General features: G+C 62.6%; 16 protein-coding genes and 1 tRNA gene. 8 read left to right on the top strand and 9 right to left on the bottom strand.

What is annotated here, in order from left to right:
* Positions 1–64 precede the first annotated feature (64 nt).
* The 3 genes from J5Y21_RS08890 to J5Y21_RS08880 all read left to right on the top strand — a co-directional run bounded on the left by J5Y21_RS08890 (position 65) and on the right by J5Y21_RS08880 (position 1,609).
* On the top strand, positions 65–529 hold the full coding sequence (locus J5Y21_RS08890; protein WP_210574639.1) for a hypothetical protein: 465 nt from the start codon (positions 65–67) through the stop codon (positions 527–529).
* Positions 530–1,042 (top strand): hypothetical protein, encoded by a 513-nt coding sequence (locus J5Y21_RS08885; RefSeq protein WP_210574637.1) that lies wholly within the window; start codon positions 530–532, stop codon positions 1,040–1,042.
* Between the two features lie 426 nt (positions 1,043–1,468).
* Complete coding sequence (locus tag J5Y21_RS08880; protein WP_210574634.1) at positions 1,469–1,609, top strand: hypothetical protein; 141 nt, start codon at positions 1,469–1,471, stop codon at positions 1,607–1,609.
* A gap of 43 nt (positions 1,610–1,652) precedes the next feature.
* Here J5Y21_RS08880 and J5Y21_RS08875 read toward each other — a convergent pair whose 3' ends face one another.
* Positions 1,653–1,844 (bottom strand): VOC family protein, encoded by a 192-nt coding sequence (locus J5Y21_RS08875; protein WP_246875112.1) that lies wholly within the window; start codon positions 1,842–1,844, stop codon positions 1,653–1,655.
* Between the two features lie 99 nt (positions 1,845–1,943).
* Between J5Y21_RS08875 and J5Y21_RS08870 the strand changes: the two genes are divergently transcribed.
* Positions 1,944–2,240 (top strand): hypothetical protein, encoded by a 297-nt coding sequence (locus J5Y21_RS08870; RefSeq protein ID WP_210574632.1) that lies wholly within the window; start codon positions 1,944–1,946, stop codon positions 2,238–2,240.
* 209 nt (positions 2,241–2,449) lie between these two features.
* Here the strand turns inward: J5Y21_RS08870 and J5Y21_RS08865 are convergent.
* Positions 2,450–2,526: transfer RNA gene (locus tag J5Y21_RS08865), tRNA-Arg, on the bottom strand.
* Positions 2,527–2,720: 194 nt separating this feature from the next.
* Between J5Y21_RS08865 and J5Y21_RS08860 the strand changes: the two genes are divergently transcribed.
* Entirely contained in the window at positions 2,721–3,266 is a 546-nt protein-coding gene (locus tag J5Y21_RS08860) for a YceI family protein (RefSeq protein ID WP_210574630.1), read from the top strand.
* A gap of 76 nt (positions 3,267–3,342) precedes the next feature.
* Here J5Y21_RS08860 and J5Y21_RS11845 read toward each other — a convergent pair whose 3' ends face one another.
* The 6 genes from J5Y21_RS11845 to J5Y21_RS08830 all read right to left on the bottom strand — a co-directional run bounded on the left by J5Y21_RS11845 (position 3,343) and on the right by J5Y21_RS08830 (position 12,241).
* A complete protein-coding gene (locus J5Y21_RS11845) occupies positions 3,343–3,744 on the bottom strand; it encodes a PspC domain-containing protein (RefSeq protein ID WP_349236979.1) in 402 nt (133 codons plus the stop codon).
* Between the two features lie 82 nt (positions 3,745–3,826).
* Positions 3,827–4,315: a MarR family winged helix-turn-helix transcriptional regulator gene (locus J5Y21_RS08850; protein ID WP_210574617.1), complete on the bottom strand. Its 489-nt coding sequence runs from the start codon at positions 4,313–4,315 to the stop codon at positions 3,827–3,829.
* Positions 4,316–4,390: 75 nt separating this feature from the next.
* Positions 4,391–7,051 carry an AAA family ATPase gene (locus tag J5Y21_RS08845; RefSeq protein WP_210574615.1) on the bottom strand — a complete coding sequence of 887 codons (2,661 nt, stop codon included), beginning with the start codon at positions 7,049–7,051 and terminating at the stop codon, positions 4,391–4,393.
* A complete protein-coding gene (locus J5Y21_RS08840) occupies positions 7,051–8,268 on the bottom strand; it encodes a metallophosphoesterase (RefSeq protein ID WP_210574607.1) in 1,218 nt (405 codons plus the stop codon). Before J5Y21_RS08840 ends, J5Y21_RS08845 begins: the two co-directional genes overlap by 1 nt.
* Before the next feature lie 68 nt (positions 8,269–8,336).
* Complete coding sequence (locus tag J5Y21_RS08835; RefSeq protein WP_210574605.1) at positions 8,337–9,161, bottom strand: hypothetical protein; 825 nt, start codon at positions 9,159–9,161, stop codon at positions 8,337–8,339.
* A 29-nt stretch (positions 9,162–9,190) separates the two neighbouring features.
* Complete coding sequence (locus J5Y21_RS08830) at positions 9,191–12,241, bottom strand: DEAD/DEAH box helicase (protein ID WP_210574603.1); 3,051 nt, start codon at positions 12,239–12,241, stop codon at positions 9,191–9,193.
* 149 nt (positions 12,242–12,390) lie between these two features.
* On the opposite strand from J5Y21_RS08830, the gene putP reads away from it, so the two are divergent.
* The 3 genes from putP to J5Y21_RS08815 all read left to right on the top strand — a co-directional run bounded on the left by putP (position 12,391) and on the right by J5Y21_RS08815 (position 15,377).
* The gene (putP, locus tag J5Y21_RS08825; RefSeq protein WP_210574601.1) at positions 12,391–13,950 is read left to right on the top strand and encodes a sodium/proline symporter PutP; all 1,560 of its coding nucleotides are present in this window, start codon (positions 12,391–12,393) and stop codon (positions 13,948–13,950) included.
* 284 nt (positions 13,951–14,234) lie between these two features.
* A complete protein-coding gene (locus tag J5Y21_RS08820; RefSeq protein ID WP_210574599.1) occupies positions 14,235–14,888 on the top strand; it encodes an HNH endonuclease family protein in 654 nt (217 codons plus the stop codon).
* A 6-nt stretch (positions 14,889–14,894) separates the two neighbouring features.
* The gene (locus J5Y21_RS08815) at positions 14,895–15,377 is read left to right on the top strand and encodes a DUF2269 domain-containing protein (protein WP_210574597.1); all 483 of its coding nucleotides are present in this window, start codon (positions 14,895–14,897) and stop codon (positions 15,375–15,377) included.
* A 122-nt stretch (positions 15,378–15,499) separates the two neighbouring features.
* Here the strand turns inward: J5Y21_RS08815 and J5Y21_RS08810 are convergent, their stop codons facing one another.
* A complete protein-coding gene (locus J5Y21_RS08810) occupies positions 15,500–16,414 on the bottom strand; it encodes a hypothetical protein (RefSeq protein ID WP_210574595.1) in 915 nt (304 codons plus the stop codon).
* Positions 16,415–16,662 lie beyond the last annotated feature (248 nt).

Here is a 16,662-nt window from a genome sequence, read left to right as displayed (position 1 = left end):
GTCCACAGCCTCCGAGGGGGCACCCGACTTGTGGGTGGCTCAGCTGCCGTAAATAATTCTCAACGTGGGAACGACGAACCCGAAAAGTAATCGTGGCTACCGCAGCGCTGATATGAACATGTTCAAGGCTGGCACATTTGAGTACTCGGCTCCCGAAGATGCCATTACGCTCTTCGATTACCCGGACGACTTGGGGCACGGGCAGTTCCTCAATGTGCGGTGCGACTATCTTGAACACCCCTGGCGCTATGTTGACTTCGCATTTAACCACTACGTGGAACCGACCCACGAATACAACAGGACAGGTGGCAACGTCGACGTAGCTCGCATCGACTGTAAAGATAACAGTATTCATAGACATCAATTTTTCCGGAGCGGTCGGAATCAAGAGAGACATATCTACCGAGATTTCGCGGAGCAGTCTTCCGCAGAAGACTGCATCGAAATCATCAATGCGATGTACGATGAGTGCTACATCGAGATGATGGAAAAGGCAGAACAGCACTACAAAGAATGGAGGGACAGGTAAGTGAACGCTGAACTCATCGAAAAGGAAAACACGCAGGTCAGCCTGTCTCGCCAACTTATTGAGGCTGACCAGAACAAGCGAATTGCAGAGCAGCGACTTGCGGAAGTCGAAGTAAAGTTGCGCATGGCAATCGGCGCCCTTTTTCGCCGGGTCATCATCCGTGACGCGGATTTCCGAAATAAGATGGCTCAAGACCACCGCTGGACGCCTTCCACACCGGCTATCCCATGTGAGTGGTCCCGAACTGTCGGTGATGTTCGACAGGCCGCGGAGCGTTTCTTCGACCAAGGGCACGACACTGTTATCGTTCCATTGCTCGTTCGCGAAGACGGTGCCTTGAAGCTCGTAGTCGGTGCCATGCTCAACTCCGAAGGCAGACTCGATGCTGGTGAGAACATCACGGAGATGGCCCCGTCAGTAACGATGGAAGACCTCCACAAAACGGTTTCGCTCAACGGCGAATGGGACATTGCGCAACTCGAAGAGTCCGACACCGCCCTGTTTCAGTTTTAGAAACCGACTTCTGTTGTCACGAAGCGGCGAAGTTAAACCGTCATTGCAAACCGCCCCACCGCCTGAAAGAACTCATCGCTTGGTGACCAGACATCGCTCTGCCTAGCGACTGGACGGGGGCACCTGATGAAATGAGCCTGTCGCCGCCGCGCACCCCGGCGCGGCTCTCGTGTCGTGTCTAGGTTCGAGAATTGGCGTCTGCCCGTTCGGAGTCAATGGCGAGACGCTGTCGCACGACTATCTCGACCGCGAAACCCGCCCGGCCAAGGTGCTTGCCTCAGGCCAGGCGGGTTGAGAAGTAGGGTCTGCTAGACGGTGTAGAACGTGCGGGTGGTCTTGGTGAGCAAAGAGTTTACGCCTTCTGCTCACAGCTGAAGCACAATGTGCTTGCCCGTCACGTAGGACTTCGCGCGGCCAAGAAGTTCAGTGCCGGTACAGTCGGTCTCCGGTGCGGACACCGAGTCGCTGAAGGTGCTCGACTTGAAGTCCGAAGCGGTTCGCGCGGCGGTGGCCGAGGCGGTAAGCGCGGAGGCCGTGTACGAGAAACACGGGTACGACTACAAGTAACGGTCGTTTCGTGGACCTCAAGGCTTACCTGGCCAATGAATGACTAGTCGATTGGCGCGACCCGAACGCGATTGCCGTCAGGGTCGGCAACGACGAATGTGGTGCCGAATACGTCCTCGTGCGGCTCTTCGATGACGCGAACACCCTTCGCAACCCAGGCGTCGTAAGTCTCCTGCACCTGCTCTGCTGTGACGTTCAGACAAACTTCCGAAGTACGTACCGGTTCGCCCGCCAGAGCTGATGACTCTCCAGTCCACAGGGCCAGAGCGACGCCTTCCGCTAGTCCGAAAGTGACGTAAGATCAGGCTATGATCGTCGCAACGCTGTCGAGGCGATGAACGCAAAGCTCAAAGGCTCAACCGGATCAAACCTCCACGACCCGCGCACACGGCTCATGCGAGGCTGGGCAGCACAGTTCATTCTGACGTCTCTGGCCGCAGCCGGAACAAACCACATCCTTATCATCGGAGCTTCGAAAGACGGGGTGTTCACCTCCGGCCCGGACCCGAAAAGGCCCGATCCGCCGAAGCGCCGTCGCTTCGTCTCCGAATGGGACGAAGACTCTGCCGACTTCGACTTCCACAAGAACAGGCGAACCAGAGCGCCGGGCGCTGTCCCTGCTGTCGCCTAGACCGACCACCACAAGGTGCTCGGTCTACCAGTCGTGGAGAGACGTCGAAAACAGCCCAAAAATGGCCCCAGAAACTACTGAATTTGTAGTCTCTGGGGCCGTTTTATCGCGAAATGAGCGGCTTCGCCCAGATCTTGTCCCGACTGGCGACATCGACGCCAATTATCCGAAAAAGTGCTGGTTAAATACCCGAAACCGCCCAGGTCAGATGGTGTCCCCGACAGGACTCGAACCTGCGACCTTCGGTACCGGAAACCGATGCTCTAATCCACTGAGCTACGGAGACATCGCTTGTAACAGCGCTCCTTAATCTAGCACCCCTTGAAGCACGGCTACTAATCACCTCGGGACGGCCGGTGAGCTGTTCCGATTCCGACCGTTGACACGCGAACCAAGCGCCCGTACGGTTGGAACCTGCATGTTGTAGACGTGTCAACAAGATTAGAAAGCCGCTTTAAAACAAGGAGTCCGACCCACCCTATGGCCACACAGAACTACACCGGCGTTTACGACCTCGACACCGCGCACTCCTCCGTCGCATTCACCGTCCGCCACGCAATGGTGACCAAGGTGCGCGGCGAGTTCACGGACTTTAGCGCCACTCTTACCGCCGACCAGGACAACCCTGCAGGCAGCAAGGTGGAGGCGACGGTGGCAACGGAGTCCGTCGATACGCGCAATGCCGACCGTGACGCGCACATCAAGTACGAGGACTTCTTCGATGTGGAGAAGTTCCCGCAGATGACCTTCAAGTCCACGTCTTTCGATGTCGACGCATCCGGCAACGGCACCGTCACCGGCGACCTGACCATCAAGGGCACGACCAAGCCGGTCACCTTCGACGTCGAGACCTTCGGTGTTGAGGAAGACCCATTCGGCAACACCCGCCTGGGCTTCGAGGCCCGCACCACGATCAACCGCAAGGACTTCGGCATCGACTTCGAGGCCCCGCTGAACTCCGGCGGCGCACTCGTCGGCGAGAAGATCACCATCGAGATCAACGCATCCGGAATCAAGCGCACCTAGTTATAACGGCCGCACAAATAAAACGGCAGTGCAGGTACCCACACTCCTGCACTGCCATTTTTGTGGCTGAAAACCCCTAGTAGGTGGGATCCGGAATGACGATCCAACAGATGAGGTAAATGAGAAGACCGGAGAAGCCCATCACGGTCGCGGCGACAAAGAGAACGCGCACCAAAGTCGGATCAATGTCGTAGGTCTCCGCGATGCCGCCGCACACACCAGCAAGCATGCGGTCGTTCGTCGAGCGGTGCAGCTTGCGCTGCCCCATCGGCGTCTGCTGCTGGCTCTGCTGAAAGCCGCCCTGCTGGTACTGGGTTTGGCCCGTCGTGTAGTTCGGGTCGCCCTGCTGCGCGGTAGCGTCGTAATACGCGTCGCCGCTGCCTGGGTTATCGGCCGAATTATTGGCCGCGAAATCCCCGGGATTATTTTCCGGGTTATTCGCGCCGTTGTTCTCGTACGGGTTAATCGGAGTGGACATCGTGGGCCCTTTCAAGTGGAGTGGACTGTTTTGCCTCTACAACTCCCATTCAACCCCTACACGCTGGTGTTGGCAACGACCTTTAGTCACCAACGGGAATTTTAGGGTCCACCACCGCTTCATCGAGCGCCAGGACACTGTCGAAGAACCGACGGATGGCGGGGATATCTTCCGGGTCGAGATGGTCGAAGACGACTCGACGGACAGTTTCGACATGGTCGGGCACGGCACGCTGGAGGCGCTCGAAACCGGTGTCCGTCAGGCACACGAGGACACCGCGGCCGTCGGACTGGCTCTTCTCCTTCGTCACCAGACCACGGCGCGCCATGCGGGTGATCTGGTGGGAGGTCCGGGAGCGGTCCCAATTGAGGTAGGCACAGAGTTCACGCAGACGCAGGCTGCGGTCTTCGGCCTCAGACAGGGAAACGAGCACGGCATACTCGGGGCTTGAGAGATCAGAGCTGGCCTCAAGCGAGTCTTCGACAATGCGCTGAAGTTTCCTATGCGCGGCGAGCAAGCAGCGCCAAAACACCTGTTCCTCTTCACTGAGCCAGCGAGGTTCCGTGGTCATGTCACCTAGATTACTAAACGCGGACACTACCAGCGAATTCAAGGCTCAATCCGCAGGCAAAGCTACTAGTGCGCATTAGCGGCCGCCTTTGAGTTCTTGGATCGAAGCACTGCGGGCTGCGGCGACGCGGTCGAAGCGCTGCGGGAAGCACGTCAGCACGAAGACTTGGGAGTTCTCCCCTACCTGGGAGAACAGCGCATTCATTCGAGCGAGACGCTGCGGGTCGGTCGCGCCGAGGGCATCATCAACAACGACTGGGACGCGGGCCTCCTCGGAGTCAGTGCCCGCGCCAGCGACCATGTCGGCGATGGCGAAACGCGTGAGCAGAGCCATCTGCTCTTTCGCTCCACCAGATAGCTGAGCGAGATCAATCGTCGTTCCGTCGAGGGTGCGAGCCTCGACGCTCAGTGCGTCGTCGAGTGTGAACTCGGTGCCCGGCCCGAAGATCTGGCTGGCATAGCGCTGCAGCGATTGCGCGAAGGGTGCGGCGTATTTCGCGCGGGCGGCGTCGCGGTACTCGACGAGCATCTCGCGGAGCAATTTCACGGCATTTGCTTTGCGACGCAACCTGTCCCGCCCCACACGCGCCACCTCCAGCGCGGCACGTGCGTGGTCGAGCTTCTCCCCTTCTCCCTCCGCACTGGTGACGCGGGACTCGAGCTGCAGACGCCGGTCGCGCGCTGCGTAGTAGCGCTTGGTGAGGTTGTCCAGACGGTTGCGGGCGCCGTCGCGGAGCCTTTCCGCCTGTGTCGGGTCAGCCGCCGCGACCTCCTCTGCGATGTTGGCGGCTTCCGCGGCAGCGGTCTCACTCGCCGCCACAGCGGTATCGCGGGCAGCGACTAGGGCGTCGTCGGCGTGCTTCTCACTTGCGGCAGCAAGATCACTGCGGGCGCCACTGGCGGTGGATTCCAGCCCGGCGATCTGGGCTTCGAGGGCGACGAGCTTCGCGTGCTCCGGTTTGGTGCGCAGCTGCACCAGCTCGAGAGCTAGATCGTGAACAGCCCGGGCAATCTCCTCGACCTCTGCGCGTGCGGTGTCGACGGATGCCTGCGCGTCGTCGACGGACAACGACTCAGACTCAGATTCCTCGACGAGTTCGGTAAGACGCGCGTGTTCGTGGTGCACCTCGTCGGCATCACGGCCGCGGAGGATGTCGCGGCGGCGGTCGATCGCGGCGGTGAGAGCTGCAGCTGCCTCGCGGTGGGAATCGCGCAGCGCACGAGCTTCGTCAACGTCGGCGCAGCCGAGTGCACTGATGAGGCGTTCGAGTTCGGCTTCGGCGTCGCGGAGCGCGCCGGAAGCGGTGTCGGTGCCGGCGGCGGCGCGGTAGGTCAAGGTGACATCGCCGATGCCGAGTTCAGTTCCGTCGTGCAAGGCGATGGAATCAGGGTCCCCACCGACGGTGTGACCGCTGCCGTCGACGGTGATGGTGGTGCCGTCAGGAGCGGTGATGTCCACATGCGCGGCAGCGGCATCGCGCAGGCGGCGCTGCAGGGCGACCTCGTTGGAGGCAGTCTCTACGGCGCGGACATCGTCGTCGGTGACCGGGCGGTCCGGCACGGTCTTCCGCAGGCGGGCGATCTCGGCGTCAGCATCGTCGAGGCGGGCCACGGTGTCGGCGAGATCGCGTAGGCGCTCCGCGGCTTGGGCCACGGCGAGGGATGTCTCCGCCTCGGCGAGGCGCTGACGTGCGGTGGTCTCTTTTTCGCGGGCCTCGGTGTGACTCTCCTCCTTGGCTGCCAGCGCTTCTGCTTCAGCGCGGTCGCGTTCGCGAGCAGGCGCGAGGGACTCGTTGACGGAAGCGAGTTCGGCCTCGACCTCTTTCACGCGGGCGACAAGGGCGGTGCGGCGCTCGAGGTCTTCTTCGATGCGCTCGACATCGACGGCGGCGCGGGCCGCTTTTTCTTTAGCTGCATCGAGTCTGCCGGCCAGCTCTTTCGCCGCGGCGGCGTCTTTCTCACGTTCGGCGAGCTCTTCTTCTGCACCTGGCAATTCGGTTTCGATCTCAGCCATCGTGGCTTCACTTTGGGCGAATTCGTCGACATCGCGCTCATAGGAAGCCAGGTTCGCTTCAGCTTCACGGACGGCATCTTCAGCTTCAGTGACGGCCTTGTCGGCGTCGGTGAGCACCCGCTTGTCGTTGCCCTTCCCGGTGAAATACCGGGCGAATTCGGCCTCGACGCGCTGCATCAAACCGGAATCGTCGAGGGGTGCCTCGGAGGAATCAGCAGACGAGCCGGAAGCATCGCTCGATGCCTCCAGCGCGCGGGTGAACGACGGGATACCGGCGGCGGAGATGGTCTCGGTGAAAGCGCCTTGGCGGAGAAAGAGTGCGTCGAAAAGCTCTTGGTCGACGTGCTCGGCGAGGATCTCCCCCAGTCGATTGTGGGCCTGCTCTCCTGTCAGCTCTTCGCGGCGCGGCGCGGTGATGGTGAGCTCAGCTTTGCCCTTAGCGCCTTTGCCGAAGCGCTTGTGCACGGTGAAGGTGTAGGGGCCGACGGTGGCGGCCAGGGTGACCTCCGGCTGCTCGTCGCGGCCCTTCGGGTAGAGAGCCCGGATCTTCGCGGCGGTGGAATCATGCTTGACGGTCAGCACTGCATCGAGCGCGTCCAAGATCGTGGATTTGCCGGCCTCGTTCTCGCCGTGAATGAGGATGACGCCGGTGTCAGGCAGGTCGGTGAGCTCGAGGTGCTCGACTGCCCGGACATTGTCGATGATCAGCGAGTGGATACGCATTAATTCGGCTCCTTACTCAGGCGGAACAGCAGGTTGACGGCGTCGCGGGCGGAGGCGGCTCCCTCGGGGTCGGTCGGGACGGAGGCCATCTCGAGCAGGGTGGACATCGTGTCGCGGGCATAGCCGGAAAGCGGCAGGTCGGTGAGTTCCTCATCGCTGGGCTCGAGGTGCAGGTCCATGAGGCGCTCACGCTCGTACAGTGCGCCAAAGACATTCTCCTTCGCCGCGAGCCCCTCCTCCAGCTCACGGGTCGCCTCCAGCCCGAGCGTGCCAGCGATGGAGTATTTCACCACCGTGCGGGATTTCTCCGGGTATGCCTCGAGCTGGTCCAGCAGGTCTTTCACGTCGGAGGAATCGGAGACCTCGAAGTGGAGGGCGTCGAAGGTCCATTCGCCCACGGTGCGCTCGTCGACGCTCACCTCGGAATCTGCGGCAGAGCGCTTGTCCACGCCGACCACCAGCGCCTTGCCTGAGTTCACTTCCCCGCCCTCGACGTTGTCGCGGCGGTCGTGGAAATCGGTGACCTCGGGTGCACCGGAGAACCACACGCGGCCGCTGGTACCGATCGGCCCGGCGGAGTGGGTGTCGCCCATGGCCACGTAGTCGATGACGCCGGCATCGAGCGCTGCCTCGAGCCCGGGCAGGTCGATCCGGTCAGGCTTATTCTCCCCGCTGCGGTCCTCGCACTGGCCGTGCGCGACGAGAATGCGGATGGCGTCGGTCGGCTCGAGACCGGCGAGGGCCTTCGCGGCGAGGTCTTCTGTTGCGTAGCGGGCCAGAAGCGGAGCACCGACGAGCTCGACGCCGGGACGGACCTCGACCGGCGTGGAATCCGCCAGCACGGTGATGTTGTCGCGCTGCGCGGCGCGCTCCAGGGCGGCACCGGGCAACAGCGCGTCATGGTTGCCGGGCAGCAAATAGACCGGCACGGGCAAGGCACCGAGCACCTCGAGCGCACGGTCCATGGTCTGGGAGTTGAGCGCATTGGCGTCGAAGACATCCCCGGCCACCACAATGAATTCAGCGCCGTTTTCTTCGGCGAGGTCGCCCAAGCGGGCGATGGCGCGCAGGCGCGAGTCGTTGAAACGCGACTGTGCGTCGTCTTCCAAGAACCAGCGGGTCATGCCCAACTGGAAATCGGAACTGTGGATGAACGTGACATGCTGCGCACCGGAATGCGCGCCGGCAGATGTCGTGGACTGTGCGCTCGAGGTCATGCTGCTAGTACTACCACCGCGGGTGAACCATGCGGTTTACATGGGCGTATGTGGGCGAACAGATGTTCTTATCGGCGGGTGAGCTCGTCGTAAAGATCCTCGAGATCGGACACGGCGCGCAGCTGGTCGATATTGGTGAAAGAGATGGTCTGCATCGCCTTGTGCAGCAGATCCAAGTCGGAGTCCTCGATCATCGGGGCGACCTTTGGGTCGGGCAGGTTGGGCAGGATGTGGCCGTCCCAGAAGAACTCGGAGCCTTCGCGGGCAGATTCCTTGGCCCGCTCACCGGCTGACTCGCGAAGTTGACGCTCAAGGGTGTTCAGGTCGAGGTTGCGGAGGCGGAATAAGAGGGTGGGGTCGGCGTCGATAAGCTCTGCTGCTTTGATCGCGGCGGCGACGCTGTGCTTGCACACGCGAGTCTCATCCGGGCAGTCGCAGCGGAAGCGGATCTTCTCGTCCTCGGCGGCGAAGAGGCAGTCGAGCAGCTCACGGGTGAAATAGCCGTTGCGGACCTCGGCGAGCGCATTGGCGTTGTGCGCCATGATCCCCAGGGCTTCGCGGATGGTGCCGGTGTCGCGGTACGGGAGGATGACCAGCGTGGTGAACGGCTCGTTCTGGGAACCGGCGACCGTGGCAGTGAAACGGCCGGGTTCGGGGCGGATGTCCACGACATTGCCCTGGTAGGCGTAATTGCGGCCGCGGGAGAAACGTCCTTGGTCGGTGCCCTGCTGCGCGGTGCGGTAGATGGCGCGGGCGGGCTCGTTGAAGCGCAGAATCTGCGAGCGGACCTCCTCGGACACGCCGCTCGGCGTGGTGGTCTCGGCGGCGCTGTCGACTTTTTTGCGCGAGCCGAAATTCACGAAGGTGACGTTGTCCATTGTCGGCCGTGGCATGTCTGCTCCTTTCTTCCCTTCTCGCCTGTCTACTCGCTGGTCCGGTAGCTCATGAGCGTAGCCAGATCCTCGGTACCGAGCTCAGTGATCCAGCCTTCGCCCTCCCCTACGACGGCGCCGGCCAGCTGGAGCTTGCCGTCGAGAATGTCCTGGATGGATTCTTCCATCGTGCCGCGGGTGATCATCTTGTACACCTGAACATTCTTCGCCTGGCCGATGCGGTAGGCGCGGTCGGTGGCCTGATTTTCCACCGCCGGGTTCCACCAGCGGTCCATGTGGACGACCATGGAGGCGGCGGTGAGGTTCAACCCGGTGCCGCCGGCGCGCAGCGACAAAATCATGGCGCGGGGGCCGTTCGGGTCCTGGAAGTCATCGACCATGTCGTCACGCTGCTTCTTGGACACCCCGCCGTGCAGAAACGGAATGGTCTGGCCCAGCCGGTCGCTCAGATATGGCTGGAGAATATCGCCGAAGGCCTTGTATTGGGTGAAGACGAGGACGCGCTGATCGGTGCGCACGGCGTCGTCGATAAGCTGCACGAGCTTTTCCACCTTGCCGGAACGGTGCTTGCCCTTGATGGTCACGGCTGAGCCGTCGCCCAAGAAGTGCGCGGGGTGGTTACAGATCTGCTTGATGCGCGTGATGGTCGACAGCACGAGTCCCTTGCGCGCCATGCCGGTGCGCTCCGCGAGCTCTTTTTTCATTGCCTCGACGAGCGCGGTGTAGATCGCGGCCTGCTCGTCAGTCATGTCGACGGTGACCACTTCCTCGCTCTTTTCCGGCAGGTCCGAAATGATCGCCGGATCCGTCTTCAGCCTGCGCAGCACGAACGGCGCGGTGAGTCGCTGGAGACGTTCCTGCATCTCGTCAGCCAGCTGCTCGTCCCGGCGCGACTCGATCGCTTTGGCGAAATGATTGCGGAAGAAGCTCTGCGAACCAAGAATGCCGGGGTTGACGAAGTCGAGGAGGCTGCGCAGCTCCGCCAGCCGATTCTCCACGGGAGTTCCCGTCAGCGCGATGCGGTGACGCGCGCCAATCGCACGCACGCTTTGCGACGCCCGCGTGGACGCATTCTTGATCGCCTGCGCCTCATCGAGCACCACATGGTCCCATTCGACCCGCCCCAGCTGTTTGTAATCGCGGGAGACCACGCCGTAAGAGGTGATGAGCAGATCGAGCTTGTCGATCTCCTCGATCAAGGCATCACCCTTGAGGCGGCCTTGCCCGTGGTGGACGCCAACGCGCAGGCCCGGAACGAATCGCGCAGCCTCACGCGCCCAGTTCCCCACGACCGAGGTCGGCGCGACAACCAGCGTCGGGCCTGTCCTTTCGTTCTTGTCTGCCTCGACCGCCAGCAGTGCGAGCAGCTGGAGCGTCTTGCCCAGGCCCATATCGTCGGCGAGCACCGCACCGAGCTGGTTGCGGGACATGAAGTACAGCCAATCGACGCCGCGCCTCTGGTAATCGCGCAGCTCCACCGTCACCGTGTCCGGGATGGGCTGGCGCTCCGGTGCCGGACGGTCCGTGCCACCGATGAGCGCGTCCATCCACGCGGGCGAATCGACGTCGCCGGCGATCTCGAGCGCCCCGCCTTCGGATTCCGCTGCTGCCTCGAGCGCGAGCTGGCGCAATTCTTCTGCGGTAATGACGCCTTCGTCCACTTCCTTCTGCGAGAGGGACTCTATATATTTGCGCGACTTGGCCAACGACCGCGCATCCGCCATCACCCACTGGCCACGCAGCTGGATCAACCCGGACTTCGAGTTGATCAGCAGGCGCATCTCTTCCTTGGTCAATTCGGTGTCACCGACTGAAAGCGACCAGTCGTACGAGATGAGCTGGTCCACACCGAAGCGGCGGACCGTCGCCTCGTCCGCGTGATCGTCGTTCGAACCGACAGTGAGCTTCGCCCGCGTCTCCATCCGCTGCCACGACCGCGGCAGCATCACGGTGATGCCTTTCATCTGCAGCCGCGTCGCGTCACGGGCGACCAACTGCATGAGCTCCTCGGTGTCTAAGTACGCGTCCCAGTCTCCGTCGCGGTTGGTCAGTGGAGTCTGCGGCAGCCGCGGGTGGTGTTCCGGGTCAACCAAGTCGGTGACTTCCACGGCGCGGCGCAGTTGTTCGCGCAGGCTGGACAGGGCGGCTACATCCACCTCGTCTAAGTGAATCGGCTGCGGCGCATCCGTTCCGGCGCGGACCTGCGCACGCACCGGCCACTGCACCTTCGCCGGATCCAGCGGCGTGTTGTTGTCAGTGCCAGTGACATCGGCAAGCTCGCTCAACATCGCGCTGGCCGGGTCAGCATCCACCGCCATTGACACCGGGTCGGACGGTTCCTCCACGATGAAGACCAGCTGCACATTCACAGCGGTGATCGAGCCATTCCAGTGCGCGATCTGCTTGGACACGCTCGACCCGCCGCGGCGCAACGGCTGAGAGGTAAGCAGCGCTTCGGCGAAATCATGCCACGGATACGCGCGTTCCTGGTCCTTCAGGTGACTCAAGTGCGCGCTGGCGATCCAGTGGACGAGCGTGGTGGCCACGTCCTCACCCAGGTTCATATTGTTCGCGGTGACCACGCCCGGCGCGGCTGCGATCATAGACGCCAGCCAACCGCGCTCCTCCAGCCCGGTGCCTAATTGCCACTCCGGGTACCACGCGCCGTCCGACGGGCGGACGCGGATGCTCACGCGCCCGGCGCGAACGAACCGCGTCAGCCCCACATACAGGCGGATGATCCAGTACAAATCCGGGGCGATCGCTTGGCGTTGGGTGGCGGTGGCGGCGGGAGACGCGTCGTCGAGAAGCGAAATATTGCTCAAAAACGCGACTGTCTCCTCCGGCGAGAACGCCGCAGTCGGCGCGCGCAGCTGAAGCTGCCGACCCCGCGGCGTTTGCAATGTGATCGCATCGCGACGGCGGAACTGCGAATCCTTCAGCATGTTCTCCACCATCGGCGGGAACGTGCCCGACGGGACCTGCGACGGCAGCAAAATCTTATGCCCGTCCACACGTTCAACCCACAGGTTGAGCCCCGTAGCGGGCAGCCACAGGCCGTGCAGAAGGAATTTAGGCATAACCTCTTTTCTACCACCGTTGGCGCACCGCACACTCAGGGCGAAAATGAGACCTATACCACCCTGTGTGCTCCCGTACGTTATCCTGATCGTTGCTTCTGAAAACCACGAGCCTTTAAAGCTACGGGCTTCTAGAACAAAGGAGATCTATGTCCGAGAACACATGGATGATCATTGCAGTGGTCATCTACTTCGGAATGATGCTCGCCATCGGTTATTACGGATGGCGCAAAACCACCAAGTACGGCGACTACGTCATCGGTGGCCGCGACCTTCCCGCTTTCGTCGCCGGCATTTCCGCCGGCGCCTCCGATATGTCCGGCTGGCTGCTGATGGGCCTGCCCGGTGCGCTGTTCGTCTCCGGCATGAGTGAGCTGTGGATCGTCATCGGTCTGTTCCTCGGCGCCTTGGCTAACTGGCAGTGGGTCGCGCCCCGCATGCGCGCCTACTCCGAGGTAGCCAACAACTCGATCACGCTTCCGAGCTTCTTCGAGAACCGCACCCACGACCAGACACGCGCGCTGCGCATCATCGCAGCCATCATCATCATCTTCTTCTTCACCTTCTACGTCTCCTCCGGCATGGTCGCCGGTGGACGCTACTTCGAGTCGACCTTCAAGGGCGACTACCTGTGGGGCATGCTCATCGTCGGCGCGATCACCGTCGTATACACCTTCGTCGGCGGCTTCTTCGCCGTGTCCTACACCGATGTCGCGCAGGGCATCCTCATGTTCCTCGCACTCATGATCGTCCCGGTCATGGCGCTGTTCGCACTGGACAACGCCGGTGAGATCTTCAGCTACCCGCTGGATAACCCGTACGGCCCGCACCAAGAGGGCAACCCGACATTCTTCAACTTCTTCGCTGGCGTGTCCGCCGCCACCATCATCGGCAACCTGTCCTGGGGCTTCGGCTACATGGGCCAGCCACACATCGTCACCCGCTTCATGGCCCTGCGCAGCCCGTCCGAGGCACGCTCCGGCCGTAACGCCGGCATGATCTGGGTGGGCATCTGCTACATCGGCTCCGTGTTCACCGCCATCGTCGGTGCCTCCTACTTCGGCACCACCCAGCACTCCGTCACCGACCGCGAGGGCTTTGAGACGATCTTCCTGGACATGACCTACCTGCTGTTCCACCCGCTGTTCGCCGGTCTGGTGCTCACCGCTGTCCTGGCCGCGATCATGTCCACGATGTCCTCCCAGCTGCTGGTCACCTCCTCCGCCCTGATCGAGGACCTCTACCGCGGCTTTGCCAAGAAGGATCTGACCGGCCGGGGCCTGCTCATCGCGTCCCGCGGCATGGTCGTGCTGATCGCCGTGATCGCCGTCCTCATGGCGCTCAACCCGTCGGACACCATCCTCGGCCTGGTCGGCTTCGCATGGGCTGGCTTCGGTGCCGCGTTCGGCCCGGTCGTCGTCGCCTCCCTGTTCTGGCGCCGTCTGACCGCCCCGGGCGCCATGGCCTGCATGATCGTCGGCGCCCTGACCGTCCTGGTCTGGGGCTACCTCCCGGCGACCTCCGACCTGATCTACGAGATGGTTCCGGGCGTCCTGTTCGCCACCATCGCCATGGTCGTTGTCTCCCTGGCCACCAAGCCGAAGCCTGAGTCCGAGGCGGAATTCGACCGCGCCGGCAAGGTCTTCGACTACGCAATGGAGCACCCGGAGCAGAGCTTCGACGACGCGCTGGAGCACACCCCGCGCTAAGCATCTAGCTCCCTCCCGGCTCACATGAGCCGACATTACAAAGGGCGGGACGTACGGTTTCAACTCCGTGCGTCCCGCCTTTGTCATGCCAGCTGCGTTTGGGGCCCCACTACGCGATGGCGTCCTTCTTTGGACGCCACTTTGTGATGTCCACTATGCGATGCCGTTTCCAGGCGAAGCGCGACCTGGGGTTTTCGCGATCGCATAGTGGCATCGCATAGTGGACATCGCATAGTGCACCCCGCCCACGGAACCTCAGCGCGTCCGAGGCAGTCCAACTAGGCATGACCTTCTTCCGCGCATACCTCGCCGTCCTTTCCACCATCACAGTCGCGGTCGTGCCGTTCCCCACGCCGCATTCGCTTTTCGACGTCCCCTCCCACCCCCAACCCCGCCACACCGTTCTCGGCTACGAGCGCGAATACTTCGGCGACGGCTGGGGCACGCAGCGCACAGGCTGCACCACCCGTGAGGCTGTCATGGCTAGCGCGTGGCAGGTCGATTCCTGCGCTCTGCCCTACCGCCAATGGGACATGTCCACCGCCGTACCCTTCGACGACCCGTACACCGGCGCCCCACTCGACCCGTCCGAGGTGGAGATCGATCACATCATCCCCCTGCGCGCCGCCTGGGATTCCGGCGCCCACGCCTGGCCGGAGGAAAAGCGCATCGCCTTCGCCAACGACCCGCTCAACCTCGTGGTCACGTCCCGCACCGCGAACCAGTCCAAGTCCGATTCCCTTCCCAGCGAATGGGTGCCGCCGAAAAAGAATGCCCGCTGCGACTACGCCCGACGTATCGCGCTGATCGCACGCACTTACAGTCTTGCGCTCCCGAAACCGGACGTGCGCGCCATGCGCCGCCAATGTTCAGGTGTGCGTGGCCTTATAGATTCTTTCGTCCCAGCTGGGACAATTCCGTTGCATTCCGTAGAGTAAGGTGCCATGACAACATTTCTGCTTTTCCTGCACGTCACCGCCGCTGTCCTTCTCATCGGCCCGGTGACCGTCGCCGTGTCCGCGTTCCCGAAGGCCGCTCAGAAGGCCGAGTCTGGTTCGGAAGAAGCTGTCGGCCGCGCTTCCTTCCTGCACAGCTTGTCCACCAAGTACGGTCTGATCTCCCTTCTGGTCCCGCTGCTCGGCGGCGGCCTGCTCGCGTTCGACTGGGAGACCCACAAGTCCAACTACTGGATGCACACCGCGATCGTGCTCAGCGTCCTCGCCTGGGTCTTCCTGTTCGCCATGGTCATCCCGCAGCAGCGCAAGATGATGGGCAGCCTCGGTGCTCTGCACCCGGCTGACGCCGACCCGCGCGATATTGCCACCAACTTCGATTCCGCCCGCGTCAAGGCAGCTGCCGGCGGCGGCATCTTCTCCCTGCTGTGGTTCCTCACGCTGATCCTCATGTTCCTGCCGACTCCGGCTTAAGACCAGCGGCATCTCGCCCCTCGGCGGTTTAGCACTTACTACAAGGCGCTAAACCACCGGGGGTTTCTTTCATTCTGGCTCTGCCACCGGCAGCAGTGAGGGGAGCCGAAGCCAAGACCCGCCTAGAAGAACCCGAGGACCTGCCCCGCCAAGGGCACCGCAGCCACGATGATCAGCAGCAGGTAGCCGATGATCGCGCCGGGGCTGAGCGCCCCGTTAGACGAGGAGCCAGTGCCACTAGGGTTCTGCGGGGAGTCAAGAGGGTAGTCCTCATAGGCCGGCGCGGTCGGGCCGGGTGTGCCGGTGGGCAAGAAGACAGAGGTGTCGTCGATAGGCACAACGCCCGGATTCGTGCGCTCGGCGAGGTAACGGGTCAAAGCCCAGTTCTTGAAGGACTGGAACGTGTTGGTCGGGCCGTCCTCGGGGAAGGTGGCGCGTAGGAATCGCGCGTGGACTTTCTCGCCGCCGTCGCGCGGGGAATGCAGCTTCGGGTTCAAATGGCCGGACATGACGCCGACCATCCCGCGGCCGGGAATGAACACGGGGCCACCGGAATCGCCCTTCTGCCCCGTGACGCCGATGGCGAAGAGCTCGTGGCCGAAATCGGCGGCGGCACGCCCGCAATGGGAACCGAGGGTGCCGCGGTGCGTTGTGGCGCCGTGGAAGCAGACCTTCTCGCCGGGGCGCACCTCCGACGGACGGATCAGTGTGTCGCCTGTGATGTTATTCGGGGCGAGACGCACATTGTCGTTCCACTCGATATAGCCCCAGTCATTCGGCGACTGCAGGTCCGAATACAGCGGTGAAACGCGCAGATGACCAAGCACAGGCGAGCGCTTGGTGTAATCAGATGGATCGACTAAGCGCACCCCCGCACCGTCAGCACCGCAGTGCGCGGCGGTGAAGCTGCGCTGGTTGTCGGCATCGTTGTAGCCAATCGTGCACAGGCTGTCCGTGTCGTCCACGACGAACGGCATGCCCTGGTACACAGCCGATGGCACCGCCGCCGAGGCGGGCGCGACGCCGCCAGCAACCACACCAGCAGCAGCTACACTCGCGCAGGCGAGCGCGGCGCCTGCAGTCAGCGCAGCAGAACGCGCCCGCAGCGCAACGCCCGTCTGGGAGACACATCTAGAGGGGTAAATGAGACAGGTAAACGTCCGATTCCCATACCATCGAATGGGGGACGCCGAAAAAGAATGCACTCTGCGACCAAGATCTACGTATCGAGAGCATCGCACGCACTAACCGTCTTGCGCTCGATCAACCGGACGTACTCTCCATG

The organism is Corynebacterium sp. Marseille-P3884, assembly GCF_017942225.1.
In the GTDB taxonomy this organism is placed as follows: Bacteria; Actinomycetota; Actinomycetes; order Mycobacteriales; family Mycobacteriaceae; genus Corynebacterium.
This window is presented reverse-complemented; position numbering and strand designations above follow the sequence as displayed.